At 44.1% G+C, this 25,584-nt stretch carries 27 protein-coding genes; 12 read left to right on the forward strand and 15 right to left on the reverse strand.

Going from position 1 to position 25,584, the window contains the following annotated elements; all coding sequences use genetic code 11:
• Positions 1 to 25: 25 nt before the first annotated feature.
• On the reverse strand, positions 26 to 1,360 hold the full coding sequence (locus tag MKX38_RS05135) for a hemolysin family protein (RefSeq protein WP_080529113.1): 1,335 nt from the start codon (positions 1,358 to 1,360) through the stop codon (positions 26 to 28).
• A 60-nt stretch (positions 1,361 to 1,420) separates the two neighbouring features.
• Entirely contained in the window at positions 1,421 to 1,852 is a 432-nt protein-coding gene (cueR, locus tag MKX38_RS05140; RefSeq protein ID WP_010886460.1) for a Cu(I)-responsive transcriptional regulator, read from the reverse strand.
• A 156-nt stretch (positions 1,853 to 2,008) separates the two neighbouring features.
• Between cueR and MKX38_RS05145 the strand changes: the two genes are divergently transcribed.
• Both MKX38_RS05145 and MKX38_RS05150 read left to right on the forward strand, forming a co-directional pair.
• The gene (locus MKX38_RS05145; RefSeq protein WP_015383213.1) at positions 2,009 to 3,190 is read left to right on the forward strand and encodes a pyridoxal phosphate-dependent aminotransferase; all 1,182 of its coding nucleotides are present in this window, start codon (positions 2,009 to 2,011) and stop codon (positions 3,188 to 3,190) included.
• Positions 3,191 to 3,516: 326 nt separating this feature from the next.
• On the forward strand, positions 3,517 to 4,902 hold the full coding sequence (locus MKX38_RS05150) for a hemolysin family protein (protein WP_003233322.1): 1,386 nt from the start codon (positions 3,517 to 3,519) through the stop codon (positions 4,900 to 4,902).
• A 13-nt stretch (positions 4,903 to 4,915) separates the two neighbouring features.
• Here the strand turns inward: MKX38_RS05150 and crcB are convergent, their stop codons facing one another.
• Genes crcB through MKX38_RS05165 form a run of 3 tightly spaced genes read right to left on the reverse strand, consistent with a single transcriptional unit; the run spans position 4,916 to position 6,382 of the window.
• The gene (crcB, locus tag MKX38_RS05155; protein WP_003233320.1) at positions 4,916 to 5,272 is read right to left on the reverse strand and encodes a fluoride efflux transporter CrcB; all 357 of its coding nucleotides are present in this window, start codon (positions 5,270 to 5,272) and stop codon (positions 4,916 to 4,918) included.
• Positions 5,269 to 5,664, reverse strand: a complete 396-nt coding sequence (locus tag MKX38_RS05160) for a CrcB family protein (RefSeq protein ID WP_033883038.1) — start codon at positions 5,662 to 5,664, stop codon at positions 5,269 to 5,271. Before MKX38_RS05160 ends, crcB begins: the two co-directional genes overlap by 4 nt.
• Positions 5,651 to 6,382 carry a glycerophosphodiester phosphodiesterase family protein gene (locus MKX38_RS05165; protein ID WP_339188858.1) on the reverse strand — a complete coding sequence of 244 codons (732 nt, stop codon included), beginning with the start codon at positions 6,380 to 6,382 and terminating at the stop codon, positions 5,651 to 5,653. Before MKX38_RS05165 ends, MKX38_RS05160 begins: the two co-directional genes overlap by 14 nt.
• A gap of 233 nt (positions 6,383 to 6,615) precedes the next feature.
• On the opposite strand from MKX38_RS05165, the gene MKX38_RS05170 reads away from it, so the two are divergent.
• The 3 genes from MKX38_RS05170 to srtN all read left to right on the forward strand — a co-directional run bounded on the left by MKX38_RS05170 (position 6,616) and on the right by srtN (position 8,800).
• Positions 6,616 to 6,723, forward strand: a complete 108-nt coding sequence (locus MKX38_RS05170) for a YhdX family protein (protein WP_009966908.1) — start codon at positions 6,616 to 6,618, stop codon at positions 6,721 to 6,723.
• A 148-nt stretch (positions 6,724 to 6,871) separates the two neighbouring features.
• Positions 6,872 to 7,987 carry a small-conductance mechanosensitive channel protein MscY gene (gene mscY, locus MKX38_RS05175; protein ID WP_015383218.1) on the forward strand — a complete coding sequence of 372 codons (1,116 nt, stop codon included), beginning with the start codon at positions 6,872 to 6,874 and terminating at the stop codon, positions 7,985 to 7,987.
• A 69-nt stretch (positions 7,988 to 8,056) separates the two neighbouring features.
• Positions 8,057 to 8,800, forward strand: coding sequence for a sirtuin NAD-dependent deacetylase (srtN, locus tag MKX38_RS05180; RefSeq protein ID WP_273796250.1), 744 nt, complete (start codon positions 8,057 to 8,059; stop codon positions 8,798 to 8,800).
• A gap of 23 nt (positions 8,801 to 8,823) precedes the next feature.
• Here srtN and MKX38_RS05185 read toward each other — a convergent pair whose 3' ends face one another.
• Positions 8,824 to 9,672, reverse strand: coding sequence for a polysaccharide deacetylase family protein (locus tag MKX38_RS05185; protein WP_032725295.1), 849 nt, complete (start codon positions 9,670 to 9,672; stop codon positions 8,824 to 8,826).
• Between the two features lie 284 nt (positions 9,673 to 9,956).
• On the opposite strand from MKX38_RS05185, the gene dat reads away from it, so the two are divergent.
• Positions 9,957 to 10,805, forward strand: coding sequence for a D-amino-acid transaminase (gene dat / locus MKX38_RS05190; RefSeq protein WP_017695386.1), 849 nt, complete (start codon positions 9,957 to 9,959; stop codon positions 10,803 to 10,805).
• A 42-nt stretch (positions 10,806 to 10,847) separates the two neighbouring features.
• Here dat and nhaC read toward each other — a convergent pair whose 3' ends face one another.
• Together nhaC and MKX38_RS05200 are read right to left on the reverse strand one after the other, a co-directional pair.
• Entirely contained in the window at positions 10,848 to 12,209 is a 1,362-nt protein-coding gene (gene nhaC, locus MKX38_RS05195) for a Na+/H+ antiporter NhaC (protein WP_033883042.1), read from the reverse strand.
• A gap of 126 nt (positions 12,210 to 12,335) precedes the next feature.
• Positions 12,336 to 12,836, reverse strand: coding sequence for a universal stress protein (locus tag MKX38_RS05200; RefSeq protein WP_033883044.1), 501 nt, complete (start codon positions 12,834 to 12,836; stop codon positions 12,336 to 12,338).
• 163 nt (positions 12,837 to 12,999) lie between these two features.
• On the opposite strand from MKX38_RS05200, the gene MKX38_RS05205 reads away from it, so the two are divergent.
• From MKX38_RS05205 to bmrD, 3 genes are all read left to right on the forward strand, one after another.
• Positions 13,000 to 13,161 (forward strand): hypothetical protein, encoded by a 162-nt coding sequence (locus MKX38_RS05205; protein WP_010886461.1) that lies wholly within the window; start codon positions 13,000 to 13,002, stop codon positions 13,159 to 13,161.
• A gap of 119 nt (positions 13,162 to 13,280) precedes the next feature.
• Complete coding sequence (gene bmrC / locus MKX38_RS05210) at positions 13,281 to 15,038, forward strand: multidrug ABC transporter ATP-binding protein BmrC (RefSeq protein WP_273797432.1); 1,758 nt, start codon at positions 13,281 to 13,283, stop codon at positions 15,036 to 15,038.
• Positions 15,035 to 17,056, forward strand: a complete 2,022-nt coding sequence (bmrD, locus tag MKX38_RS05215; RefSeq protein ID WP_167408017.1) for a multidrug resistance ABC transporter ATP-binding protein/permease BmrD — start codon at positions 15,035 to 15,037, stop codon at positions 17,054 to 17,056. The genes bmrC and bmrD overlap by 4 nt, the downstream gene beginning before the upstream one ends.
• 48 nt (positions 17,057 to 17,104) lie before the next feature.
• On the opposite strand, the gene MKX38_RS05220 is transcribed toward bmrD, so the two are convergent.
• From MKX38_RS05220 to spaC, 6 genes are all read right to left on the reverse strand, one after another.
• Positions 17,105 to 17,725 (reverse strand): SDR family oxidoreductase, encoded by a 621-nt coding sequence (locus tag MKX38_RS05220; protein ID WP_144482619.1) that lies wholly within the window; start codon positions 17,723 to 17,725, stop codon positions 17,105 to 17,107.
• Positions 17,726 to 17,763: 38 nt separating this feature from the next.
• Complete coding sequence (locus MKX38_RS05225; RefSeq protein ID WP_003245136.1) at positions 17,764 to 17,889, reverse strand: hypothetical protein; 126 nt, start codon at positions 17,887 to 17,889, stop codon at positions 17,764 to 17,766.
• Between the two features lie 104 nt (positions 17,890 to 17,993).
• The gene (sspB, locus tag MKX38_RS05230) at positions 17,994 to 18,197 is read right to left on the reverse strand and encodes a beta type acid-soluble spore protein SspB (RefSeq protein WP_003233287.1); all 204 of its coding nucleotides are present in this window, start codon (positions 18,195 to 18,197) and stop codon (positions 17,994 to 17,996) included.
• A 205-nt stretch (positions 18,198 to 18,402) separates the two neighbouring features.
• Positions 18,403 to 18,621, reverse strand: a complete 219-nt coding sequence (locus MKX38_RS05235; RefSeq protein ID WP_010886462.1) for a YheE family protein — start codon at positions 18,619 to 18,621, stop codon at positions 18,403 to 18,405.
• Between the two features lie 149 nt (positions 18,622 to 18,770).
• On the reverse strand, positions 18,771 to 20,132 hold the full coding sequence (gene yheD / locus MKX38_RS05240; RefSeq protein ID WP_003245015.1) for a spore coat associated protein YheD: 1,362 nt from the start codon (positions 20,130 to 20,132) through the stop codon (positions 18,771 to 18,773).
• On the reverse strand, positions 20,122 to 21,213 hold the full coding sequence (gene spaC, locus MKX38_RS05245; RefSeq protein ID WP_003245845.1) for a spore coat associated protein SpaC: 1,092 nt from the start codon (positions 21,211 to 21,213) through the stop codon (positions 20,122 to 20,124). The genes yheD and spaC overlap by 11 nt, the downstream gene beginning before the upstream one ends.
• A 266-nt stretch (positions 21,214 to 21,479) precedes the next feature.
• Here spaC and MKX38_RS05250 point away from each other — a divergent pair, with 266 nt between their 5' ends.
• Together MKX38_RS05250 and MKX38_RS05255 are read left to right on the forward strand one after the other, a co-directional pair.
• Positions 21,480 to 22,613: a DUF445 domain-containing protein gene (locus MKX38_RS05250; protein ID WP_033883048.1), complete on the forward strand. Its 1,134-nt coding sequence runs from the start codon at positions 21,480 to 21,482 to the stop codon at positions 22,611 to 22,613.
• A gap of 92 nt (positions 22,614 to 22,705) precedes the next feature.
• Positions 22,706 to 23,059, forward strand: coding sequence for a YlbF family regulator (locus MKX38_RS05255; RefSeq protein ID WP_003224239.1), 354 nt, complete (start codon positions 22,706 to 22,708; stop codon positions 23,057 to 23,059).
• Positions 23,060 to 23,102: 43 nt separating this feature from the next.
• On the opposite strand, the gene MKX38_RS05260 is transcribed toward MKX38_RS05255, so the two are convergent.
• Entirely contained in the window at positions 23,103 to 24,176 is a 1,074-nt protein-coding gene (locus tag MKX38_RS05260) for a DNA alkylation repair protein (RefSeq protein ID WP_277737031.1), read from the reverse strand.
• A 485-nt stretch (positions 24,177 to 24,661) separates the two neighbouring features.
• Between MKX38_RS05260 and MKX38_RS05265 the strand changes: the two genes are divergently transcribed.
• Positions 24,662 to 25,528 carry a Cof-type HAD-IIB family hydrolase gene (locus MKX38_RS05265; protein WP_003233277.1) on the forward strand — a complete coding sequence of 289 codons (867 nt, stop codon included), beginning with the start codon at positions 24,662 to 24,664 and terminating at the stop codon, positions 25,526 to 25,528.
• Positions 25,529 to 25,584 lie beyond the last annotated feature (56 nt).

The following is a 25,584-nucleotide window of genomic DNA, read 5'->3' on the forward strand; positions in this document are numbered from 1 at the left end:
CACCTTATACAAGGTGCTTTTCTTATTATGCTTCCTGCTGGTTAGCTGTCTCCAGAAGTTCTTCTTCTTGAAGCTTTTTCACTTCAATATATGCCACGTGGTGGCCGTCAATTTCATTAATGATGAATTCGCAGCCCTCTTCGATGATGGAATCATCTTTTTCAACATCGTATTTTTGAGTAAGGAACCAGCCGCCGATTGTATCGACTTCTTCGTTCTCTAAATGAATGTCTAGCAGGTCGTTTACTTGGTCAATTAACACTTTTCCGTCAAGAATATAATGGCCTTCGCCGATTTTGCGGATTTCGCTAATTTCATCAATATCAAATTCGTCGCGGATTTCACCGACAATTTCCTCAATGATGTCCTCAACCGTCACAAGCCCGGCAGTACCGCCGTATTCATCAGACAAAATGGCCATGTGGACCCTCTCTTTTTGCATTTTGACAAGCAGGTCTTGGATTGGCGCAGATTCAATGACATGAATGATCGGGTTGACGAATTGAGAAATGGTGGAATCAACAGATACCTCACCGCTTATGCAGGCGGTCAGCACTTCTTTAATGTTAATAACCCCGATAATGTTATCTTTATCGCCCTCTTCCACAGGGTAGCGGGTATATTTTTCAATCTGAATGATGTCCATCATTTCAGAAATCTTGATATCATGCGGAAGGCTGACAATTTCGGTCCGCGGAATCATAATTTCTTTCGCGAGCCTGTCGTCAAATTCAAAGATTTTATTCACATATTTAAACTCTGATTGGTTGATTTCACCGCTTTTATAGCTTTCAGACAAAATGATTCGCAGCTCTTCTTCTGAGTGTGCCAGTTCGTTTTCTGAAACGGTCTCCAGGCCAAATGCTTTGGTCAATAACCGTGCGGAATTGTTCAAAAGCCAAATGAATGGGAACGCGATGCGGTAAAACCAAATCAGCGGTTTCGCAAACAGCATAGACACTGCTTCCGCCTTTTGGATAGCGACTGTTTTAGGTGCAAGTTCTCCGACAACAACGTGTAAGAACGTGATAATGGCATACGCAAAAATAAACGATATGACATGTGAAAGGGAACCTGGAACGTTCATTTGGACGAAAAGCGGGTGAAGCAGCCTTTCGATCGTTGATTCACCTAAAACCCCTAATCCGATGGAAGTCAATGTAATTCCGAGCTGACACGCAGATAAATATTCATCAAGATGCGTGGTCACTTTTTTTACGGCTATTGCTGCTTTATTTCCTTCCGCGATCAGCTGATCGATCCGTGAGCCTCTGATTCTGATAATGGCAAACTCAGATGCCACGAAAAATGCCGTCAGGGCGATTAAAACAGCAACTAAAATCAAATTCACTATGTCCAATTAGAACCTTCACTCTAGCAATGAGAATGAAGGTAACACCTCCTGTTAGATAAAATGGTTTTAACTTAACAGCAGCATAAATGATTGGAACACGGCGAGCTTTTCAGGCGGGAGTTTGCTTTTCAGCTTGTCACGATCCTCGGGCTTCAGCCGTTCAAACCGATGCAAGATTCCGGAGATGTTTTGATTCATATGATCAATTTCTAATGCCAGATTTCCAATTTCATCATCAAGTTTAGCTGAAGAGGGAAACTGGTTCTCCAGTCGATCTTTAATATCGGACAGGGCCAATCGCTGCTTCTTGCAATCTACAATAAATATAAGTCGTTTGAGTGCATTTTCGTCGTAGTAACGGTAATTTGAACAGGATCTGGCCGGCGTAAGCAGACCGAGATTCGTATAATAATCAACTGTCCGTTTCGTTACTCCGGCGAGTGCCGCTAGTTCACTGATGCGATAAGTCTCAGCCCCATCTATATCCCTCCCAACCATCACGTTATAGTTATGAGAATAGTTTAATATATGAACGGTGTCTTGCACAAGTTTATTGTTTTTTTCAGACCGGAATTGGAAGTTGTGGAATTCATCATCTGATTGAAGTAACATAGGAAGATAGAATTTTCAAATTTTTATATGCGGAAGGGACAGATGAAATTGGCTGGGTTATCCCGGGAAGTTGAAGAAAATTTAAATAAAGGATCATGGATTCGCAAGCTGTTTGATGAAGGTGCAAGGCTGAAGAAGGAGTTCGGGGAAGACCAGGTATTTGATTTTTCACTCGGCAACCCGATTGTTGAACCGCCTGAAGCTTTTAAGAGAGCGTTAATAGAGGAAGCTGAAAAAGGCAGCCACGGATACATACAAAATCAAGGGCTTCCTGCAGCGAGAGAAAAAGTCGCGCAATTTCTGGGGTCACGTTTTGAAGCTGATTTCTCAGCGGAGCGTATCGTCATGACGGTGGGTGCGGGAGGCGCTTTGAATGTTGCGTTAAAAAGCATCGTAAACCCTGGGGAAGAGGTCATTATTCTCGCACCTTATTTTGCCGAATATAAGTTGTATATTGAGAACTACGGGGGAAAGGCCGTCAGCTGCCCGTTGACAAGCCGGTTTGAGATCGACATTGAAGCGGTAAGGCAATCGATCACTCCACAGACGAAAGGGCTGATTCTCAATACACCGCATAACCCCACAGGCACTGTTCTCAGCCAGAAAAATATAGACGATTTAGGCGCTTTATTAAAAGAAATAGAAGAGAAGAGCGGCCAGACGATTTATGTGCTGTTTGATGAACCGTACAGTCAATTAATCTATGATGAAGAGCTGGCAAATCCGTTTCAATCGTACCATCGTGTGATATTGGCCAGCTCATTCAGTAAAGATCTCGGCATAGCCGGAGAGCGGCTCGGGTATATCGGATTGGACAGCCGAATGCCGGATGCGGACCTTTTGATCAACGCTTTTGTGTATTGTAATCGAACGCTTGGATTTGTGAATGCCCCTGTCATGATGCAGCGGGCTGTGGCACGAATGGATGATTTAAGAGTAGACGCGAGCGCTTATAAAGAGCGCCGGGATTTAATGGTAGACATTTTAAAAGAAGCCGGTTTTGAATTTGAAATGCCAAAGGGAGGTTTCTTTGTTTTTCCGAAATCGCCGATTGAAGATGAAGTTGCATTTTGCGTGCATGCCGCCCAAAAATACAAATTATTAATTGTGCCGAGCAGCGGTTTTGGAATGAGCGGGCATTTCCGATTATCCTTCAGTGTGCCGATCGAGCAGATTAAAAACTCACGGGACATTTTCATTTCTTTATATAAAGATTTTGCTTAAGAAGGCAAAGAAAAGAAAACAGTTTTCAAGGCTGTTTTCTTTTTATATCCGCAAAATCCTTCCTCTTCCAATCCAGACAGGCGCAGAATTGACAAGCAGGCATGCAGTTAAGGCTTTCTTCATGATAAAAGTCTAAAAATTAAAAATCATTTTTGGAATGAGTTGTGTTACAATAAAATATACAATTTATAATCAAACTTTGACTTTTGGAGGTGGTATGATGGGGCCCTCTGCTTAGGCAACAATACACCGCGTACCTCAATGTTAAGGAAAAATGATTATATCAGGAGGTGACTCCTTATCCTTTGTTGAGAGGATAGGGTTAAATGGACGATATTGACAGTCTGATTTTAATTGGCGTGCTCATTGCTTTAACCGCGTTTTTCGTTGCAAGCGAGTTTGCGATTGTTAGAGTAAGGAGATCCAGAATAGATCAGCTTATCACAGAAGGAAACAAACGGGCGATACTCGCAAGGCGTGTCATTACAGATTTGGATGAATATTTATCCGCATCCCAGCTGGGCATTACATTGACATCAATCGGGCTTGGCGTACTGGGTGAACCGGCCTTTGAACGGCTGCTGCATCCATTGTTTGAACCGCTCGGCTTGCCGGACTCGGTTTCACATGCAGCCTCTTTTGCAGTCGCGTACGGCTTGATCACGTTCCTGCACGTTGTTGTTGGTGAACTGGCCCCGAAAACGGTCGCGATTCAAAAGGCAGAACAGCTGACTTTACTGATAGCGGGCCCTTTGCGTTTATTCTATTTGCTCCTGTTTCCGTTTATTTGGATCCTCAATGGATCGGCGCGGCTTTTATGCGGGATGTTCGGTTTGAAGCCTGCGTCAGAACATGATGGTTCCCATTCTGAGGAAGAACTCAGGATGCTGTTATCTGAGAGTTTAAAAAACGGAGAGATTAATCCGTCTGAATATAAATATGTGAATAAGATTTTTGAATTTGATAATCGGATCGCCAAAGAAATTATGATACCGCGGAAGGAAATGGCTGCTGTGTCAACTGAGATGACGATGGCCGAGATGCTCGAAGTCATGCTGAAGGAAAAATACACGCGCTGGCCAGTCACAGATGGAGACAAAGACAGTGTGATCGGTTTGGTCAATACGAAGCATTTGTTTTCTGATTTGCTGTTTATGACAGAAGAAGAACGAATGAAGATGACGATCCATCCGTATGTGAGGCCGGTCATCGAAGTGATTGAAACGATCCCGGTTCATGACTTGTTGATTAAAATGCAGCGCGAGCGCATTCATATGGCTATATTGTCGGATGAATACGGAGGAACCTCGGGACTTGTGACGACAGAGGATATTCTTGAGGAAATTGTCGGAGAGATCAGAGATGAATTTGATGAAGATGAACAGCCGCTGATCCAAAAGCTTGGCGACGGACATTATGTGATGGATGGAAAGGTTCGGATCGATCAGGTGAACAGCCTTCTTGGCGCATCGATTCAAGAAGATGTCGATACGATCGGCGGGCTGATATTAAAAGAAAACATCGATATTGAGGCTGGTGAATCCATTCGCATCGGTTCATATACGATAAAGGTGCTGAAGATGGACGGCCGATTAATCAAGCAAATCGATATAAAAGAAGAAGCCGGCAACACAACCGGGATTACGGCGCACCACAAGCTGCCGCTGCCTGAGCCTGTGATGCTGAACAGTGCAACCTTGAGCGAGAAATAAGCTCAAGGTTTTTTTATATTGTGATTGTCCAGCCGCACCAAAATGCCAAAAGCGACCCGCAAAGTGTCAGGGCGATGTACAAGATGCTTTCTATTACACGTTTGGCCATAAGGAGTTGAATACTTTCAACGCTGAAGGTGGAAAAGGTCGTAAAGGCGCCAAAAAACCCCGTGCCGATGATAAGCGAGACCGAAGCATTTGCAACGTGAAGTCCTGTAAATATTCCGAGCCCGAGAGCTCCGAGAATATTGACTGTCAGTATGCCAATGGGCAGGCTGAGACCTTTGGTTTTGGCGGTTATGACATTGCCAAGCCAGAAGCGAAGCATTGCGCCAAGTCCGCCCCCTATGAAAATACCCGCTAGTGTCATCTTTCCTGCAGCCCCTTTCTTTGCTGAATGCCTGCTATGCGCCGTCCCGCAAAAACACCAATCAGTGCAAATATGATCCCTGATATCAATGAGGCTGCCATATATAAAAGAGCCAATGAGGGTTGTCCTTGCAAAAGCATCACTGTTTCCTTAGAAAATGTGGACATTGTTGTGAAGCCTCCGCAAAAGCCGGTGCCTAAAAAAGCCGACAGCAGAGGCCGTTTTGCCCCGATCATAAAAAATCCGGTCAAAATGCCTAATAGAAGGCTGCCTGCCGCATTTTCCAGCCAGGTTGCCGCCGGGAACTGACCGGTGTGTATCCATAAGTTTAATCCGTATCGGAGGCAGGCGCCAAGCGCGCCTCCGATAAAAACCGTGCTATATATTTTCATGTTTGCCATCCTTTATGATGAAATCCGGGTAATCTGTAACGATGCCGTCCACGCCCATGGCTTGTAATTTTGCCGCTGTCTTTTGATTGTTGACAGTCCATGCAAATATGTTTAAGCCATTTTTATGGACGGAGCCGATCATCAGACGGTTGAGCCGTGTGTGTTTTATATTGACATAGTTTGCAAAAGAGCGGAAGGCCTTCATCTGATTTCTGGACAGCATGCCAAAGTTGGGCCTTGTAATGACCGCTGTCGGAATCGAAGGATAAAGCTCGCGGAACCTTTGGACGGAGCGGAACTGAAAGGATTGAACAATATTATTGATAGAAAAAGAAAATTGTCCTAATAGCTGTCCTACCTCTTCTTCAATTCTGACTTGAGACGGATGGCCTTTTAGTTCAATTAAAAGGCCGATTTTTTTGTGGTAGCGCTTGAGCACCGCTTCCAGGGTCGGAATACGCTCTCCTTGAAAAGCGGGACCGTACCAGTTTCCTGCATCGAGTTTTTGCAATTCCTCCAAGGTAAAATCCTTAACAAAGCCCGATCCGTTTGTTGTTCGGTCAACCCTGTCATCGTGTATCACAACAATCTGCCTGTCTTTTGTAAGCTGGACATCCAGTTCGATCATATCTGCATTCATTTTCACCGCAAGGTCAAATGCGGCAATCGTATTTTCCGGAGCGTAGCCGGATGCTCCGCGATGGGCAATGATGTACAAGCTAAGTCAGCTCCTCGTATGGGCATTTCTGTTATTGTATCAAATCCATATATGCACCGCGATACAAACTGGTGAATTTTTTCTGCCATATCGGAATGGTCCGGGCTGAGGAATGCGTATAACTAAAAAAAGACACTCAGCGTATCAGAACACATTTCGTCAGAAAATTAGGTCTTTCGACATGTTCACAACAAAATATGATCCTTTATAATAGCAAAAAAGGAGGCGAGATCATGGGAAAAGGGAGAATCAGAGTGGAGGAAAGAATTAAAGCCGAAACGGATGCTGAAATGCAAAAAGCAACTCTCCTTGATCAGACACAAACGAAAAAAGGTAAGTGACTGTCCCTATTGAATCTGGCTGATAGATGAATTGAGAAATGACCCCGGCGTTTCGCCGGGGTTTTGTGCTGCAAAAGACATTTAAATGAACATCTTTACGAATATTTTAGTATAATAAACAATTGATTGGGATAGAGGGGAGACAGTCATGCCGGATTATCTGCAGCAGTATTTTACGCTTGATATCATCATTCAAATCGGCATCAGCTTGGCGATTTTGCTGGTGTTTCTTATACTTAGAAAATTATTCACAAGATATTTCTTTAACCTGCTTTTTAATTTGACAAACCGGCCGAAAACAGAAATTTTTAAACAGGTGGTTCTGGCGTTTGATAAGCCGGCCAGATGGTTTTTTGTTGCCCTTGGGCTGTTTTTAGCGATCCGGTATTCACCGTTTTTAGATGAGCAAATGCCGGTCATCAGCAAAATATACCGCTCACTGATTGTGGCGCTCTTGTGCTGGGGTCTTTGTAATTTGACCGCAACATCGTCGTTTATCTTCCATAAGGTGAATCAGCGCTTTGAGCTTGACATGGATGACATTCTGGCCCCGTTTTTATCCAAATTGCTCCGTTTTGTGATCATTGCGCTCAGTGTCAGTGTGATCGCTCAGGAATTCAATTATGATGTCAACGGATTTGTAGCGGGCCTTGGTCTTGGCGGACTGGCTTTTGCGCTTGCCGCGAAGGATACCATCAGCAACTTCTTCGGCGGTATTATTATTATTACTGAAAAGCCGTTTACAATTGGTGACTGGGTGGAGACGTCGACAGTAACAGGATCAGTCGAGGATATTACCTTTAGGAGCACGAGATTCAGAACAGCACAGGGGGCGCTTGTAACGGTGCCGAACTCTACGCTGTCGATGGAAGCGATCACGAACTGGACAAGAATGACCAAACGCCAGATTACGTTTTCCATCCATGTGTCCTACGCTACGCCGATTGAGAATCTTGAACGCTCCATTCATTCTCTCAGAACAATGCTCTTAGAGCATGAGGGCGTTGATAATGAAACAATCATGGTCAACTTTGATACGTTTGCCGACAGCTACTACAATTTATTTTTTAACTTCTATACAAAAACGACGGTTTGGGCTGAAAACCTTAATATTAGAGAGGATATCAACTATAAAATTATTGAGATTTTAGGTGCAGAAGGTGTCCAGTTTGCATATCCCGGCCAAATGGTTGTTGTCAAGCAAAAGCACGAAAGCGACCCATTCCAGGTGAATCTAAATAAAGAGGAAAAGGAACGGGCTTAAAAGAGAGACTTCGTCTGACAGAGGCGGAGTCTTTTTCATGGTAAAATAAGAGAAAAAGGCGGTGTTGAGTTGGAAGCATTCAAAAATATTCTACATGAAGCACAGAGAATTGTTGTGCTGACAGGAGCGGGAATGAGCACAGAATCAGGGATTCCCGACTTTCGTTCAGCAGGGGGCATTTGGACGGAAGATGCCTCAAGAATGGAAGCGATGAGCCTTGATTATTTTTTAAGTCATCCGCGTCTGTTTTGGCCCAAATTCAAAGAATTGTTCCAGATGAAAATGAGCGGCAGCTTTGAACCGAATGAAGGACACTTGCTTTTAGCTGAGCTGGAGAAGCAAGGGAAGCAGGTCGATATTTTCACGCAAAACATTGACGGTCTTCATAAAAAAGCGGGGAGCAGGTATGTATACGAACTGCATGGTTCTATCCAGACAGCAGCTTGTCCGGCATGCGGCGCCCGATATGATCTTCCCCATTTGCTGGAGCGGGAGGTGCCGGAGTGCACGGCGGCCGGAAACAATGGGGACATTTGCGGAACGGTATTAAAAACCGATGTTGTTCTCTTTGGCGACGCCGTCATGCACTTTGACACCCTTTATGAAAAGCTGGATCAAGCAGATCTTTTATTGGTTATCGGCACGTCTCTCGAAGTGGCTCCGGCTAGATTTGTGCCTGAGGATGCAAGCCTGATTCCCGGCATGAAGAAAGTCATCATAAACCTTGAACCAACGTATTGCGACAGCTTGTTTGACATGGTCATCCATCAAAAAATCGGTGAGTTTGCCCGAAGTTTGGGCATGAAAAAGTGAGCCGCTTTATGCGCCTCACTTTTTTATTCATGAACAGGAACCATTGTGTCCTCTAACACTCCGAAGGAATAGCCTTTTTCTTTTAATTTATTGATTAGTACCGGCAGCGCGTTTACGGTAGCGGGAAGATCATGCATGAGAATCACATTCGGGCGGCCTGAAGAGCTGTGTTCCATATTTTCAAGCTGCTCTAACACGGCCGTCACATACTTTGAATTTCGGTATTTCCAGTCCATGCTGTCAATCGTCCAATCCCAGTATACAAAACCGTCTTTCTCAAGATTGCGGATTTGTGAGGGGGTTAGTGACGGCTTGCTTCCGTATGGCGTTCTGACAAGAGCGGTTTTATATCCTGTAATGTCCTGCAGCGTGTCACGCGCCTCCTGCATTTCTTTTAGCGGAGATGTCGGTGTTTGATAGAACAATCTGTTATTGTGGGTAACGCCATGTAAACCGAGTGCGTGGCCTTCCTTTTCTGCTCTTTTCACAGCTTGTTTGAATTCGTTCATCCGCGGTGACAGCATAAAAAACGTCGCTTTTACATCAGCGCTTTTCAGTACGTCGAGCAAGCGGTTTGTAAAGGCTGACGGGCCGTCATCGAAGGTTAAGTAAACCGTTTTATCTCCCATGTCCTGCTTTGTCTGCAGATGTTTTATCAGCAGATCGGGGGAGTCGTTTTTCAGCTTAAGGCTTTCCTTCTCATCTCGAAGCTGTCCGTTAGTTGTGACAGTGACTTCCTTTGCTTTCGTTGAACTGTTAGAATAACCCAAAATCACCATAAGCAAAAGCAGCACACATAAAACTGCTAAACTTGCAAATTTAAAAGCAAGCGAAACTGCAGAAGGAGAAGCCTCTCCTCTCGTTTGTCGCATAACAATCTCTCCATTGGCATAAAATCTCTACATAATGCTGTACAGCAGGCAGCTTATGAAGATGCCTTATGTTTACAACCTATGTATTACCAGTCAAGTATACAGGAATAAAACTGGAAAGCACATAGAAAATTTGTCGAAATGTCAGATTTTAAGGAAAAAATAAACTCCTTTCCGCTATAGATCTCTTGATCTTTCTGTTTTTCAGCTTGTCCAATATGGTAGAATTAGTGACAATGACAGCTTGAATGACATCAGGGACATCTCGAAAAGGGAGGGCTTTTATGAAGGTTTTAGTCAATGGCCGGCTGATTGGGCGCAGTGAAGCATCAATCGATTTGGAAGATCGCGGTTATCAGTTTGGTGACGGCATCTATGAAGTGATCAGGGTGTACAAAGGAGTATTGTTCGGCTTACGTGAGCATGCAGAGCGTTTTTTCAGAAGTGCTGCTGAAATCGGAATTTCACTGCCATTCAGTATAGAAGATCTCGAGTGGGACCTGCAAAAGCTTGTACAGGAAAATGCGGTCAGTGAGGGAGCGGTATACATTCAGACAACAAGAGGTGTGGCCCCGCGAAAACACCAGTATGAAGCCGGCCTCGAGCCGCAGACTACTGCTTATACGTTTACGGTGAAAAAACCGGAGCAAGAGCAGGCATACGGAGTGGCGGCCATTACAGATGAGGATCTTCGCTGGTTAAGATGTGATATCAAAAGTCTGAATTTACTGTATAATGTCATGACGAAGCAAAGGGCCTATGAAGCGGGAGCATTTGAAGCCATTTTACTTAGGGACGGCGTTGTTACGGAGGGTACATCCTCTAACGTTTATGCGGTTATCAACGGCACGGTGCGAACACATCCGGCTAACCGGCTCATTCTCAATGGAATTACACGGATGAATATTTTAGGACTGATTGAGAAGAATGGGATCAAACTGGATGAGACTCCTGTCAGTGAAGAAGAGTTGAAACAGGCGGAAGAGATCTTTATTTCGTCAACGACGGCAGAAATTATTCCGGTTGTGACGCTCGATGGACAATCGGTCGGAAGCGGGAAACCCGGACCGGTGACCAAACAGCTTCAGGCTGCTTTTCAAGAAAGCATTCAACAGGCTGCTAGCATTTCATAAATGAACGAAGAAAAGAGCCCGCTTTTTACAGCGGGGCTCTTTTTATTTTTTAACAAATCCAATCAAAATGGAGATCATTGGCGATATATAGAGGAAGAACGTAAACGGGATGTAGTCTATGACTGGAACACCAAGTGCGCTCGCCATAAATGCGCCGCTGACGCCCCAAGGAATCAATGGGTTAATTAATGTTCCGCCGTCCTCTAATGACCTTGTCAGAAATTTTCGCTGGATGTTTTGTTTGTCATATAAAGATTTAAATGATTGTCCCGGTATTAATATCGATAAATACTGTTCGCCGGTTGCCAAGTTGACGCCGATGCTTGAGCAGACAGTTGCTGCAACAAGACGACCTTTTGAGCGGATGCCTTTCATGACGCCTTCCAATAGTGCAGAAATCAATCCGATTTTCTCCATCAATCCGCCGAGTGCAAAAGCAATCATAATGAGAGAGACAGAGCCCATCATGGATTGCAGTCCGCCTCTGTTAATAATTTTAGCGGCTGCCTCATTGTCAGTTTCGAAAGTTGTGCCATTTTGCAAAGCTGTCATAAACGCCTGCAGGCTGCTGTCGGGTACAAAAATAGCAGTCAAAATTCCCGAGGAAATAATTCCGGCAGTCAGAACGGGGATTACTGATACCCGTTTCATTGCCAGCAAAACGACTAAGAGCGGAGAAAGAAGGGCCCACGGTGTCACGTTTGCAGCATCTTTTATTCCGGTTATGACCTGCTGAATATTATCGGTTGAAGCAGCGTCCGCTGACACTGATGAACCGAGAAAGTAAAACAGAACGACAGTGATGAGCAAAGCTGGAATGGTTGTGCCCATCATATGGCGAATGTGTTCAAAGATTGGTATTTCGCCTATTCCGGCTGCAAAGTTGGTTGTGTCCGACATCGGCGACATTTTATCCCCAAAACAAGCGCCGCATATGACTGCGCCTGCTGTCCATTCAAGCGGAACGCCAGCGGCGCTCGATACGCCGATCAGCGCTACCCCGATTGTGCTTACAGTTGTCAGGCTTGAGCCAACAAGTGTGCTGATGATCATACATGAAAACAAAGCAGTCAACAGAAGATGGCTTGGTTCAATAAAGGATAGGGCATAAACTGTCACAGTCGGTATGGCGCCACTGTACATCCAGGCGCCGATTAAGATGCCGATCAGCGCTAGAACGATAATCGGCTGTACGCCGTTTTTGATCCCGTCTACAATCCCTTTTTCAATGCTCTTCCAGGGAAATCCAAACCATAAAGCTGCTGCTGAAAGCATGACAACACTTAAAAACAGCGGGATATGAGGTTCTACATGAAGCAAGAATAAGCAAGAAATAATAATGCATAACATGAATATAAATAAACCGACGGCTAACGGAAACGTCAGCTTTTTTTGAGAATCCAAAATAACACCCCATATTTATCTTTAATGCTTTTGTGCTTTTGGGCACGAAAGCATTATAACAGAAAAAAACGAAAATCTATGTTTTTTCACAATTATGAATATAAAAGAAGTGAGCACAGGGCGTGCTCACTTTACAATCAGGACGGGTATATCCGATTTCGCTGAAAGCTTTTCACTTACACTTCCGAATATTAGCTTTTTCAGCCTGTTTTGGTCTCTGCTTCCGGTTACGATCAGATCGGCAGAAATGCGGTTTGCATGCTCGATAATTGATTCAGCCGGATCGCCTTCTAATATATCGATATCTCCATCTGCCTGCTGTTCATTCAGCATCATTCTGGCTTCGGCGATGACTTCTTCTGTACGGTCTTCATAGATCATTGGCTCAGGTGATGTTACATCTGATATCAGCGGATCAGGAACACTTGTCATGCCTCCGCTGATATAGCTTGCCTCAGCTGCGGGTCTGGGCGGGTCGATGACGGTCTGATTGTCTTTCATATCATGTGAATGGGCGACGGTAATAGCGGCATTTACGGTTTTAGCAAGATCAATGGCTGTCAGAAGCGCTTTCTTACTATTTTCACTTCCGTCAAACGCAACAATGATACGGTCAGCATGGAACATCCTTCTCACCCTTTCAAAGCGTCTTACAACACTACTACCCGAATTTGAGCACAATTAACCTTTTCCTATTCAAGTAATGATTGACAATAAAAGGTTTTGTTTATATGATGATAAAAAGATGAAATCAGAATGGAAGGAGGGTTTGCTATGCCAAGGAATTTGCGTGTTTATCAAACAGTTTCATATTGGCGCGGCAAACCTTTTGTTCTGTTTTCGTGAACGGTTTTTTAGGTCGGACCGCGCGCTGAAAAGCGCTGTGCGTAACATATCGGTTAAAAAAGGCATGGAGCTGACGCTTCATGCCTTTTTTATATACAAAATCTAAGGAAAGACAGGTGTATGGGATGTGAAGACAAATACAGAGGCGAGGGCAGTTCGTGCCAAACTGGATGAAAAAAGCTGCAAGGAAAAAATAGAAGGCGGCTGATGAGGAGATGGGGATAGATGTTTTCAGTTTTGAAAAAGCTTGGCTGGTTTTTTAAGGCGTACTGGCTGCGCTATACGATTGCGATTGTCCTTTTATTAGCAGTCAATGTCATTGAAATGTTTCCGCCTAAGCTCTTGGGGAACGCCATAGATGATATGAAAGCAGGGGCATTTACTGCGGAAGGGCTGCTGTTTTATATCGGTATCTTTTTTGTGCTGACGGCGGCCGTGTATATCATGTCTTATTTTTGGATGCATCAGCTGTTTGGCGGAGCGAATCTGATGGAGAAAATTCTTCGTACGAAGCTGATGGGGCATTTGCTGACTATGTCGCCGCCGTTTTATGAAAAAAACCGAACAGGCGATTTAATGGCACGAGGGACAAATGATCTTCAGGCCGTCAGTTTAACCACAGGGTTTGGCATCTTGACGTTAGTTGATTCTACGATGTTTATGATGACGATCTTTTTGACAATGGGGTTTTTGATCAGCTGGAAGCTGACCTTTGCCGCCATTATCCCGCTTCCAGTCATGGCGATTGCAATCAGTCTATATGGAAGTAAAATTCATGAGCGGTTTACTGAGGCCCAAAACGCGTTCGGGGCGCTGAATGACAGAGTGCTGGAATCTGTTTCAGGCGTGCGGGTGATTCGCGCGTATGTTCAGGAAACAAACGATGTTCGCCGGTTTAATGAAATGACCGCTGATGTTTATCAGAAAAATATGAAAGTGGCTTTTATTGATTCACTGTTTGAGCCGACGGTAAAACTGCTTGTCGGCGCAAGCTATCTGATTGGGCTCGGCTACGGAGCGTTTCTTGTATTCCGGAACGAGCTGACGCTTGGAGAGTTAGTGTCCTTTAACGTTTATCTCGGCATGATGATTTGGCCGATGTTTGCAATCGGTGAACTCATTAACGTGATGCAGCGCGGCAATGCGTCATTAGACCGGGTAAATGAAACTCTTTCTTATGAAACGGATGTGACAGATCCAAAACAGCCCGCTGATCTTAAAGAGCCTGGAGATATCGTTTTCAGTCATGTCAGCTTTACATATCCAAGCTCAACAAGTGACAATCTTCAGGATATTTCATTTACGGTGCGAAAAGGGCAGACTGTCGGGATTGCCGGTAAAACCGGGAGCGGAAAAACGACAATTATTAAGCAGCTTTTGCGCCAGTATCCTCCAGGTGAAGGGAGCATTACATTTTCAGGCGTACCGATTCAGCAAATCCCTCTTGACCAGCTCCGCGGATGGATCGGATATGTGCCGCAGGATCATTTACTGTTTTCACGGACTGTAAAAGAAAATATTTTATACGGAAAACAGGATGCAACTGATAAAGAGGTTCAGCAAGCCATTGCCGAAGCACATTTTGAAAAAGATTTGCACATGCTTCCGTCCGGTCTGGAGACAATGGTCGGTGAAAAAGGCGTGGCACTGTCAGGCGGGCAGAAACAAAGAATTTCGATTGCGAGAGCACTCATGGCGAATCCGGAAATCTTGATTCTGGATGATTCACTTTCCGCTGTAGATGCCAAAACAGAGGCTGCAATTATCAAGAACATCAGAGAAAACCGCAAAGGAAAAACGACATTTATTTTGACACACCGATTATCCGCGGTAGAGCACGCTGACCTGATCCTTGTGATGGACGGCGGCGTCATTGCTGAGAGAGGCACGCATCAAGAACTGCTGGCCAATAATGGGTGGTACCGGGAACAATATGAAAGACAGCAGCTGTTCACTGCGGAAGAAGGGGGAGCAGGGGCATGAAAATAGGAAAAACGTTATGGAGATACGCACTTCTTTATCGAAAATTGCTGATCACAGCCGTCCTTTTGCTAACTGTTGCCGTCGGTGCAGAACTGACTGGGCCCTTTATTGGCAAAAAAATGATAGACGACCATATCCTCGGCATTGAGAAAACATGGTATGAAGCTGCGGAAAAAGATAAAAATGCCGTTCAGTTTCACGGCGTCTCATATGTCAGAGAGGACCGATTGCAGGAGCCTGTTTCAAAAGCAAAAGAAGCGCATATTTATCAAGTGGGAATGGCGTTCTATTTTGTTGATCAGGCTGTCAGCTTCGACGGGAATAGAACGGTTTCTGACGGGAAGCTGACGATCACAAACGGAGACAAGAGCCGGGCATATGCTGCCGAAAAGCTGACTAAGCAGGAACTTTTCCAGTTCTATCAGCCGGAAATAAAGGGAATGGTGTTACTGATCTGCCTGTATGGGGGCTTGCTTGTGTTTTCGGTATTCTTTCAATACGGACAGCATTATCTGCTGCAGATGAGCGCCAATCGGATTATTCAAAAGATGAGGCAGGACGTGTTTTCGCATATACAGAAAATGCCGATTCGCTATTTTGACAACCTTCCGGCCGGAAAAGTCGTTGCGCGGATTACCAATGATACGGAGGCTATTAGGGATTTATATGTCACAGTGCTTTCAACATTTGTGACAAGCGGAATCTATATGTTCGGGATATTCACGGCTTTGTTTCTGCTTGATGTGAAGCTTGCGTTTGTATGTCTGGCAATTGTGCCGATTATCTGGCTGTGGTCGGTCATATACCGGAGATATGCGTCATATTACAACCAAAAAATCCGCTCGATCAACAGTGACATTAACGCAAAAATGAATGAGTCAATTCAAGGCATGACCATTATTCAGGCTTTCCGCCATCAAAAGGAAACAATGAGAGAATTTGAGGAATTAAATGAATCACATTTTTATTTCCAAAACAGGATGCTGAATTTAAACTCCTTAATGTCCCATAATCTGGTCAATGTCATCCGCAATCTTGCGTTCGTCTGTCTGATCTGGCATTTTGGCGGTGCGAGCCTGAATGCGGCGGGGATTGTTTCTATCGGTGTGCTGTACGCGTTTGTCGATTATTTGAACCGGTTATTTCAGCCGATCACAGGCATCGTCAATCAGTTTTCAAAGCTGGAGCTTGCAAGGGTCTCCGCCGGGCGTGTTTTTGAACTGCTTGAAGAAAAGAATACGGAAGAAGCGGGTGAACCGGCGAAGGAGCGCGCGCTGGGGCGGGTTGAATTTCGTGATGTGTCATTTGCGTATCAAGAAGGTGAAGAGGTATTAAAGCATATTTCCTTTACTGCGCAAAAAGGCGAAACCGTAGCGCTCGTCGGCCATACCGGATCAGGAAAAAGCTCGATTTTGAATCTTCTGTTTCGTTTTTATGATGCGCAAAAAGGTGATGTCTTAATTGATGGAAAAAGCATTTACAACATGTCAAGACAGGAACTCAGATCCCATATGGGTATTGTGCTTCAGGACCCGTACTTATTCTCGGGTACAATCGGATCTAACGTAAGTCTGGATGACGAAAGAATGACTGAAGAAGAAATAAAAAATGCACTGCGGCAAGTCGGTGCTGAGCCTCTTCTTAAGAAGCTTCCGAAGGGCATTAATGAGCCCGTGATTGAAAAAGGCAGCACGCTATCCTCTGGAGAGCGGCAGTTAATTTCTTTCGCAAGAGCTTTGGCGTTTGATCCCGCGATCTTGATTTTAGATGAGGCAACGGCGCATATTGATACAGAGACAGAGGCCGTGATCCAGAAGGCGCTTGATGTCGTCAAACAAGGACGCACCACCTTCGTCATCGCTCACCGGCTTTCAACAATCAGAAATGCTGATCAGATTTTGGTTCTTGATAAAGGAGAAATTGTTGAAAAAGGGAACCACGAGGAACTGATGGCATTAGAAGGCCAATATTATCAAATGTATGAACTGCAAAAGGGACAGAAACATTCCATTGCATAACGCTCAAAAACCCAAAACAATCGTGTTTTGGGTTTTTGGTTTATGTAGTCAATAAGCCAGTCCGACACGGTATCCGACATACTCACCTGTAACGAGCTCACGATATAAAAAGTCCGCAGTATCGCCGACCGAAATGCTTGTGCCGCCCTCAGGCAAAACGTTACGCTCCGTACGATATACGCCGATTGCTGTTCCGTCCGGGAGGTAAGTGGGGCAGATGATTGTCCAGTCTAATGATGATTCTTTAAGCATTTCGTATACTTTTGCATGCTCCTTGGCTGCGCGGGTCTGCTTTCGTTTCGATTCATTTGTTTCAAATCGGTATTTTCCCGGTTCATATCGGGAATCTAGGATCCCTGCGGTGCCGATCGTAATAAGCCGTTTGATATGCTGTTCCTCCATAGCGGAGAGAATGTGTGCCATAGCAGTTGACAAGGTATCATCACCATCTGTGCCTAGACAGCTGATCACGATTTCAGCATTCTCCATTATTTTTTTCACATCTTCTAAGCGGCGGGCGTTCCCCATGATGGTTCTGTCTTTTGAAAGGGGAAAATCAGCATGTTGAGATCTGATCAGAGCGAAAATATCAAATCTTTCATCTGCTGCAGCTTGTGTTAAAAAGGCTTGTCCGACTCGGCCGCTGGCTCCTAATAAAGCGATTTTCATCAAAAAACCTCCTCGCCTTTCATTATAAAAGGATGTTCTCAGTTTGAACAGCGCGGGAAAGAATACCTGTACAAATAAACAGAACGATGGGAAACATATTCATGAATCATGGATACACTTACGAACTGAACCAGCTCCCAATTCACAATGGTGATGAATGACACCCCGATTCCCTCCCTTTTTTTCTAGGATATGTGGAGCAGGAAAAAAGGGTGACAAAATAAAGAGAGCGCAGAAACCGCGCCCTCTATAGCCATATATTGAATTGTTATTGAACTCTGCCGCCCATTTGCTGCTGAGCGAAAGATACTAAACGTTTTGTGATTTCTCCTCCGACAGAACCGTTAGCGCGAGAAGTTGTGTCCGCTCCAAGGTTAACGCCGAATTCAGAAGCGATTTCAAGTTTCATTTGATCGATAGCCTGAGCTGCGCCAGGAACTAGTAAGTCATTTGAAGAGTTTTGGTTAGCCATGTGTAAAATCTCCTTTTTATTTAGTATGGTTGGGTTAACTGGAGTTGCACCAGTCTGTGGACCCTTCTCGGGTGTCACTGCCCCTCGGCGTAACCCAATGCTTGTCGGCTTGTTACTAGTATTATGTTAAAATGGCCGGAAACTCATGCGGAGAATTGTGTGGTAAATCTTGAGAAATAAAAAAAGCTTAGCCGTTTAGGCTAAGCTAGTCATAAATATGAAAAAGCATCAGTTCATGTATCTCGTTTGTAAGAGCAGGCTCGTCAGCGCGGGCGGGAAACAAGTCTCCCCATTCAATCTCACCGCTCTTATGATAGATGCCTTCATAATGGGTCCCTTTATAATAAAATGAAATTTTCCATCCGGGCAGCTTTTCTTTTGGGAACAAAGGTTTCCAGCTGAAATGAGAAATCATTACGGCCACGCTCCTTACATTTGGTATCAATTGACCTAAATAAAAACGGCTTATGTTCATTGTATCATTGTTTCAGAACATCATTGAAGAGGCCTAAATATGCAGTTTGTCCCAGCTTTGGATAAAGATAAGCCCGCTTTATTAAAAAAGCGGACAGGTTACGAAGGCCACAATGCTTCAGGAGATGTGATTGCCTTCTCAGATAAATATGACGCGTATTCAAAACTTCTTCGTTTTGTAAGAGAATCAACATGATGCAAATTTGGATGAGAAAAAATGCTTCGGCCCGGGCGCGAATTCGCTTCAAACATCCATACTTTACCGTTCTGATCAATGCCAAAATCGAAACCAATCTCCCCGATAAATCCCTCGATATGATCATGAAGGACATGGCTTGCAGTCAGTGCCGCTGCAGAAAGCTTTTTAATGACCTCAACTCTTTCAGCGGGATCATCGTATACTTCCGCAAGTGTCTTTACAGTGCCGCCGTTAGAAAGATGTGTTGTAATGCTGTTCTTTCCGGAAATTTTTACGGCGATTGCTGTCACTGTCCATTTTCCTTTTCTGTTTTTATTGGTATGGACACGGAAATCCGCTGGTTTGCCTTGAAATTCGATGAGATCAACACCTTGCTGAATGAGAAAGTCGGACGGGTTGTGATGTTTTTGAAATTCTGCAAGGAATGAGGCGGCATCGGAATAATCAATTGATGTAAAAGTTTTGGCGTCATTCGTATGCTTTACCGTCAGGCCGCCATCTGTTCTTGTCAGCTGATAAATGCCGGTGCCGAGTGCTCCATTTGCCGGTTTGATATAGACTTTTTTGTATGCGCCACAGAGCTCATCAATCAGCTCCACAGACGGTGTCAGCTCGGATCTAGGCAAAAAGGGTGCCGTTCTTGGATCTTTTTCGAGCAATTGATGAACGTTCCATTTATTGAAAAACGTTTTATTAAACCATGGGATCTGATATTCATCGATCAGCCTCTTTTTTGTATGTTGCAAGAGAAGTGAATCTTCAATTTTTCGGTTCGGCAAACGGTCATAAACGACGTTCGGCAATGGAACGATTTTTTTCTCCCAGCCGTTTTCCCTGTAAAGGAGGCCTTCAATCGTGCCTTCCTCCCAATTGATTTGGTGCGCGCCAAAAACGAAGCAGTAGCCCCCGGCTTGCTCGTGTAACGTGACAAGCTTAGAAAAAAAGAGGGAACGATCCTTAAATGGGCGTTCAAGAGATACAGTAAACCCTGCCGTAAAGATGCCGACTAACGGCCCGATATGCACTGTATGATCATGAATCAGTATATCTGCCCTGCTTCGGTGGGGAAGCAAAAGCTCATGAAACAGATTTTCAGAGAGAAGCACGGTTTGTTCCAGATGCCGTCTGTAAGCAACGTGGCATCTGACAACCTTCGTTCCGAATGCAGCATGCAAAAGTCCGTCTTGCTTCAGCGAAGAGGGCAGAAACAGGGTATTTTCACTGGTTTTGTCTATGCCGATCAAAAACCGTTTAGGATTCACGCGGAAGAACTCCTTTCTGGCTTTGCTCAGAAAACAGATATTGGCAGCGCTTTAGGGGACAAGTGTACAGCTGTTCTTTTTGCTCGGGAGAGACACGCAGGATTGACTTTCTGCCTGGTTTGGAATTGATATCTAAAATCCAAATTCTCCCGTCCTTAGCAAGACATATATCAAGACCGAGTTCAAACAACGGCCCATAGCGCTCGTCAAGATAATACGGAACCGATTGGGTAATCGAAAACACATCATCTAGTAAGACCACTTGCTGTTTTTTCGGTATATCTTCAAACCAGGAGTCAAATGTCAGCGCATCAGATCCGCCTGACAAATTGGCCAGCAGCCCGTGTTTGTATCCGCGTCTTACTGCCTTTCCGACTGTATTCCATTCACCTGCTTCGTTTTTTTCCATAAACAGACGAATATCACAAGGGTATTGTTCCTTATCTTGAATGTTTAAGTAAGGCTGAAGCAAATATTGATGCTGAAGCACTTTTTTGCACCATGTTTTAAAAGAAGTCTGGTTGGAAAACGTTTTTGTCTGCTTATCCTTTCCGATGTGATAAGTAGCAGTGATGTTTTTCTTGCCCAGCTTCAAAAGAATCACGCCTCTGCCTCCCGCGCCAAATGCCGGTTTAAGGATGCAGGCTTTTTCTTTGGATAAAAAGGAGTGAATTTGTTCGTAGCGGCTCACCTTTATCGTTTCGGGAATATAGGGATTGATTACAGAGTGCTGCTGCAAATCGTGAAGGACGGTCCACTTATCGGGAAGACCCCGCCCGATAAATTCCGTTTTCGGATATTTTTTGAGCCACTCAACGATTGGTTTTGCTTTTTGGGAATGTGAATCCTTGCCGTAAAAACAGCGATCATAAATATAATCTGGAATCGCCATTTCAGTTTCGTTCCATGTGCTGCTGGCCGAATGATAGACCGATGCTTTGACACGCAAAGTGTCAGGTGAAATATCAAATGGTGTAAACCGGATGAAACGTATGCCGAATTCGGGTGCTCTTTTGGCCAGTTCTGCGGAATAATCCGCTTCATGCTGGCGGGATAAGGACATAAAACCGAGTGTTATCATGGTGAGACTCCCCCTTTTATTCAAAAGCTGCCGGCGGGTGTCCGCAGCTTTACACTAAATACATGTAAGACGAACGCAGCTGACGGTATTCTACTTTACAGAATACGATTCTCCACCTTGCCCTATTCCAAAAGAACAAGCTGATTTTCTAAGAACAGGAATTTGTCTCCTCGTTTGCTAAGTGATTGCATGAGCCTCTATAATACGTATAGGTACATAATCTATATGAAAAAAGCTGAAGCACAGATGGAGGAAGATGAATAGGAATGGGTATTGCAGGAACCTTTATTTTTATGATCGTGATCGGCGCTGCCATTGGGGCGGTGACCAATCATTTAGCAATTCAAATGCTGTTTAGGCCGTATAAAGCGTACTATTTGTTTGGGAAGCGAGTTCCTTTTACGCCCGGGCTGATTCCAAGACGGCGAGATGAGCTTGCAAAACAAATGGGACTGATGGTAGTCAATCATCTCTTAACCCCTGAAGGCATTAAAAAGCGGCTCGTCTCTGATGCAGCCAAAACGCAGGCTCTTCGCGTGGGGGAACAGCTGATTCAAAAGCTGTCACTTTCTGAAGTGACAGTAAAAGAAGCGCTTGAAAAAGCCGGGATGAAGCGCCCAGAAAAAGCTGCTGATGCATGGATCAGCAGCTGGACCGATGATAAGCTGAATGAGCTTTTCCGCCAATACGGGGATCAATCGTTAAAAGAGCTGGTGCCTATAGAGGTGCAGGAAAAGCTTGAGGAAAAAATTCCGATGATTTCAGGATATATATTGTCACGGAGTGTCCGTTATTTTGAAAGTGATGAAGGAAAAATCCGTCTTGGCAATATGATTGATGACTTTTTAAAAGAGCGCGGCATGCTTGGAAGCATGGTGCAAATGTTTCTTGGCAATTCAAGCCTTGCGGATCGCGTGCTGCCGGAGCTGCTGAAATTCTTGCGCAATGAGGAAACAAATAAATTGCTTTCTGATCTCTTAAAAAACGAATGGGGCAAGCTGAGGGAGTATACGTTTAATGAAGCAGACGAAAAATGGAATGCAAAGGCGCTCATTTTCAGTTTGAAACGAAGAATGCTGCAAGCATTTTCGACTGCCCCTTTCTTCGACAATACGATTGGCACGCTTACCGTCCGCTATGAATCTGAGCTGACCCAGCAAATGCTGCCGGCACTGTTAGACAAATTGCTTGAAGGGATTTCGTCCAACCTTGAAAGTGTCTTAAAACGGTTGCGTCTTGAGGAAATCGTCAAGGAGCAGGTGGATCAGTTCCCGGTGGAGCGTCTTGAAGAAATGGTGCTGTCCATTTCAAAAAAAGAATTTAAAATGATTACCTATTTGGGGGGCCTTCTCGGCGGAATTATAGGCGCGATTCAAGCATTGTTTGTCATCCTTTTTTAAGAAGAAATGGTTTTTGATTAATGAAAGGAGCTCCATAGTCTGTTATAGTGGAGTGGTATGTCAAACGGCAATGATGAAAGGAGCTATTTACAATGGCTGTTAATTTTTATGATGTAGCGTATGATCTGGAAAATGCATTACGCGGGAGCGAAGAATTCACCCGTTTAAAAAACCTTTACGACGAAGTTAACGCAGATGAATCAGCGAAGCGCATGTTCGAAAACTTCCGTGATGTACAGCTTAGACTCCAGCAAAAACAAATGGCAGGAGAAGAGATTACACAAGAAGAAGTGACGCAGGCTCAAAAAACAGTTGCGCTTGTACAGCAGCACGAAAAAATTTCTCAGCTGATGGAAGCGGAGCAGCGCATGAGCATGCTGATTGGTGAATTGAACAAAATCATTATGAAGCCTTTAGAAGAGCTTTACGGCAGTGTTGAAGGCTAATCAGCAAAATCCCTTCTTGGATAAGAAGGGATTTTTTATTCATTCAGCAAACTTGGAAATCCAATGAATCTTTTACCTCCCCATTGATGATCACTGATAATGTATGAATTCCTTTGTAATGCTTTCTGGTGGTTAAATCCTTAAAGGATTGGATTCTTGTGTATGATTTCGTTTCGTTTTTTCGTATATTTGTTTCTGTTATTTTAAATACTTTCTGATGACGCTGGCCTCTTGCTTTTACAAAATCAATTGCGTACTCAATTCTTACTTTTTGATCCCTGTCTGAATGAATATAGAAAGAAAATTCAAGGCTTTCGCCAATAACTATACGTTTGGGCTGGCATGTTAAATCATGTAGTTGTATCGAATCAGCATTTTCATAACCAAAAAGCGCTAAGGCCTGTTTATCACCCTTTTTTAATAAGGTCCGATAGGCGTGTTTGATAATCCAGTCTGTATGGGGATGTGTTCCGTACCATTGATCTGCGACTTTACTCAGTAAATGAGGATGCGTTTTTGATATATCATTAAGGTTGTTGGCCACGCTTTTCCTTACATATAAGGACTCGTCCTGCATTAGCTTGTCAAGGATCGGCAATACGGGGGAAGGGTCCGATTTCAAAGCCGGTATCGATTTTCCCCATGGCAGGCGGGGCCTGCTGCCTTCGCTTGCAAGTCTTCTCACGTGTTCATTTTTATGCTCAGACCATGCAAGCAATTGTGCAACCATCTTTTCTTGATCTAACAGCAAAAAAGGCCTTACAGCAAATTCTGAGGTCGAATATTGCGTAAAGTATTCCAATGCCTTTATTGATTCTTCCCAATGCGCTAACCCGTACTGTTCCACATAATCTGGAAATAAAATTCCGCTGAGTCCTTTAAAATGAGGGGCTGTATCCCGTAAAATTGTGAGCGCTTCAACGTATTGTTTTGGCAAAGTTTCGTATAAAGAAACTGTCACGCGGCGCATCCGCTCTTTTAAAGTGAGTTCAGGCCAGTCCTCCAGCCGTAATGTATCCAAGAATCTGTTTTTGTTAAAATCAGGATAGGATGACCTTACATGATGGATCAACTGAGATATCAGTTCTTCATTATATATTTCTTTTAAATCAGCCATATAAACACCGCTTTTTCGTTTATTATTTATATTGTATGGGAATGTACGTTCTGGATCAAGTGTATAGTCCTAAAAATTAACAACTGATCCTACCACGGATATACAAAAGTTGGTTACTTTTTTTAGTTAAAAAAACCCTTGTCATCGGAAAGGAAAACTGAGATAATAACATTGAAAGCGCCTACACTTACCTATTTCAAATGGATACGGTCGCATATCATGCCGTTATATAGAGGGGATAAGCAACAGAGAGTAAGTGTTCGGAGCGCATCATTGGTCAAACAAGGGGTTCCTTATACATGATTTTTCGTAAATCGAAATAACGATATTAGGGAGAATGGCTGCTTCGATCGTATCCTATCAACAAGCCATACATAAAGTCTGCTGAGCCAGGCTTTTTTTGCTTTAAGAAAAGGTTGTTCTAAACACAGAGACAGGGTCATATCCTATACACAAGTACAGTCATCAAGGAGGGGGACATCTCTGTGTCAAAACAATTGCTTGCCTTAAATATAGATGGAGCGCTGCTTCGGTCGAACGGGAAGATTCATCAGGCAACGAAAGACGCGATTGAATATGTAAAGAAAAAAGGGATTTACGTCACACTTGTGACCAATCGTCATTTTCGCTCAGCACAGAAAATAGCGAAATCGCTAAAGCTTGATGCCAAGCTGATCACCCATAGCGGGGCATATATCGCTGAGAAAATTGACGCCCCGTTTTTTGAAAAAAGAATTTCTGATGATCATACCTTTAACATTGTTCAAGTGCTGGAGAGCTATCAATGTAATATTCGGCTTCTTCACGAAAAGTATTCCATCGGAAACAAGAAAAAGGTGAATTCGAATTTATTGGGGAAAGCACTCATTCATCCGTCTGACCCGATCTTTTATCCAGTCCAGTTCGTTGAATCATTAAGCGATCTCCTCATGGATGAGCCGGTGAGTGCACCCGTCATCGAGGTGTACACGGAGCACGACATTCAGCATGACATTACAGAAACGATTACAAAAGCCTTCCCTGCGGTGGACGTGATTCGCGTAAACGATGAGAAACTGAATATCGTCCCGAAAGGTGTCTCGAAGGAAGCGGGTTTGGCCCTCGTCGCTTCAGAGTTAGGCCTGAGTATGGATGATGTCGTGGCCATTGGGCATCAGTATGACGATCTGCCGATGATCGAACTTGCCGGTCTTGGGGTAGCGATGGGGAATGCCGTTCCGGAAATTAAGAGAAAGGCAGATTGGGTTACAAGGTCCAATGACGAGCAAGGTGTCGCTTATATGATGAAGGAATATTTTCGAATGCAGCAGCGAAAAGGATTTCTTGATAAGTTCCACATGAAACGTGTGTAAAAAAGCCGCTCGCGCCCTGACAGGTGCGGCGGCTTTTTTGCCGGATTGATTTTAGC

This window comes from Bacillus sp. FSL M8-0025, from assembly GCF_037975475.1.
Taxonomy (GTDB): Bacteria; Bacillota; Bacilli; order Bacillales; family Bacillaceae; genus Bacillus; species Bacillus subtilis.

Bases quoted from the DNA above. Each gene is read 5' to 3' on its own strand.
- cueR (WP_010886460.1), bottom strand. From the start codon at position 1,852: ATGGTTGGGAGGGATATAGATGGGGCTGAGACTTATCGCATCAGTGAA.
- crcB (WP_003233320.1), bottom strand. From the start codon at position 5,272: ATGACACTAGCGGGTATTTTCATAGGGGGCGGACTTGGCGCAATGCTT.
- MKX38_RS05260 (WP_277737031.1), bottom strand. From the start codon at position 24,176: ATGGCTGATTTAAAAGAAATATATAATGAAGAACTGATATCTCAGTTG.
- MKX38_RS05170 (WP_009966908.1), top strand. From the start codon at position 6,616: ATGGGAAAAGGGAGAATCAGAGTGGAGGAAAGAATTAAAGCCGAAACG.
- MKX38_RS05220 (WP_144482619.1), bottom strand. From the start codon at position 17,725: ATGAAAATCGCTTTATTAGGAGCCAGCGGCCGAGTCGGACAAGCCTTT.
- dat (WP_017695386.1), top strand. From the start codon at position 9,957: ATGAAGGTTTTAGTCAATGGCCGGCTGATTGGGCGCAGTGAAGCATCA.
- MKX38_RS05250 (WP_033883048.1), top strand. From the start codon at position 21,480: ATGGGTATTGCAGGAACCTTTATTTTTATGATCGTGATCGGCGCTGCC.
- sspB (WP_003233287.1), bottom strand. From the start codon at position 18,197: ATGGCTAACCAAAACTCTTCAAATGACTTACTAGTTCCTGGCGCAGCT.
- MKX38_RS05185 (WP_032725295.1), bottom strand. From the start codon at position 9,672: ATGCGACAAACGAGAGGAGAGGCTTCTCCTTCTGCAGTTTCGCTTGCT.
- mscY (WP_015383218.1), top strand. From the start codon at position 6,872: ATGCCGGATTATCTGCAGCAGTATTTTACGCTTGATATCATCATTCAA.
- MKX38_RS05200 (WP_033883044.1), bottom strand. From the start codon at position 12,836: ATGTTCCATGCTGACCGTATCATTGTTGCGTTTGACGGAAGTGAAAAT.
- bmrD (WP_167408017.1), top strand. From the start codon at position 15,035: ATGAAAATAGGAAAAACGTTATGGAGATACGCACTTCTTTATCGAAAA.
- MKX38_RS05255 (WP_003224239.1), top strand. From the start codon at position 22,706: ATGGCTGTTAATTTTTATGATGTAGCGTATGATCTGGAAAATGCATTA.
- bmrC (WP_273797432.1), top strand. From the start codon at position 13,281: ATGTTTTCAGTTTTGAAAAAGCTTGGCTGGTTTTTTAAGGCGTACTGG.
- MKX38_RS05160 (WP_033883038.1), bottom strand. From the start codon at position 5,664: ATGAAAATATATAGCACGGTTTTTATCGGAGGCGCGCTTGGCGCCTGC.
- MKX38_RS05145 (WP_015383213.1), top strand. From the start codon at position 2,009: ATGAAATTGGCTGGGTTATCCCGGGAAGTTGAAGAAAATTTAAATAAA.
- MKX38_RS05150 (WP_003233322.1), top strand. From the start codon at position 3,517: ATGGACGATATTGACAGTCTGATTTTAATTGGCGTGCTCATTGCTTTA.
- spaC (WP_003245845.1), bottom strand. From the start codon at position 21,213: ATGATAACACTCGGTTTTATGTCCTTATCCCGCCAGCATGAAGCGGAT.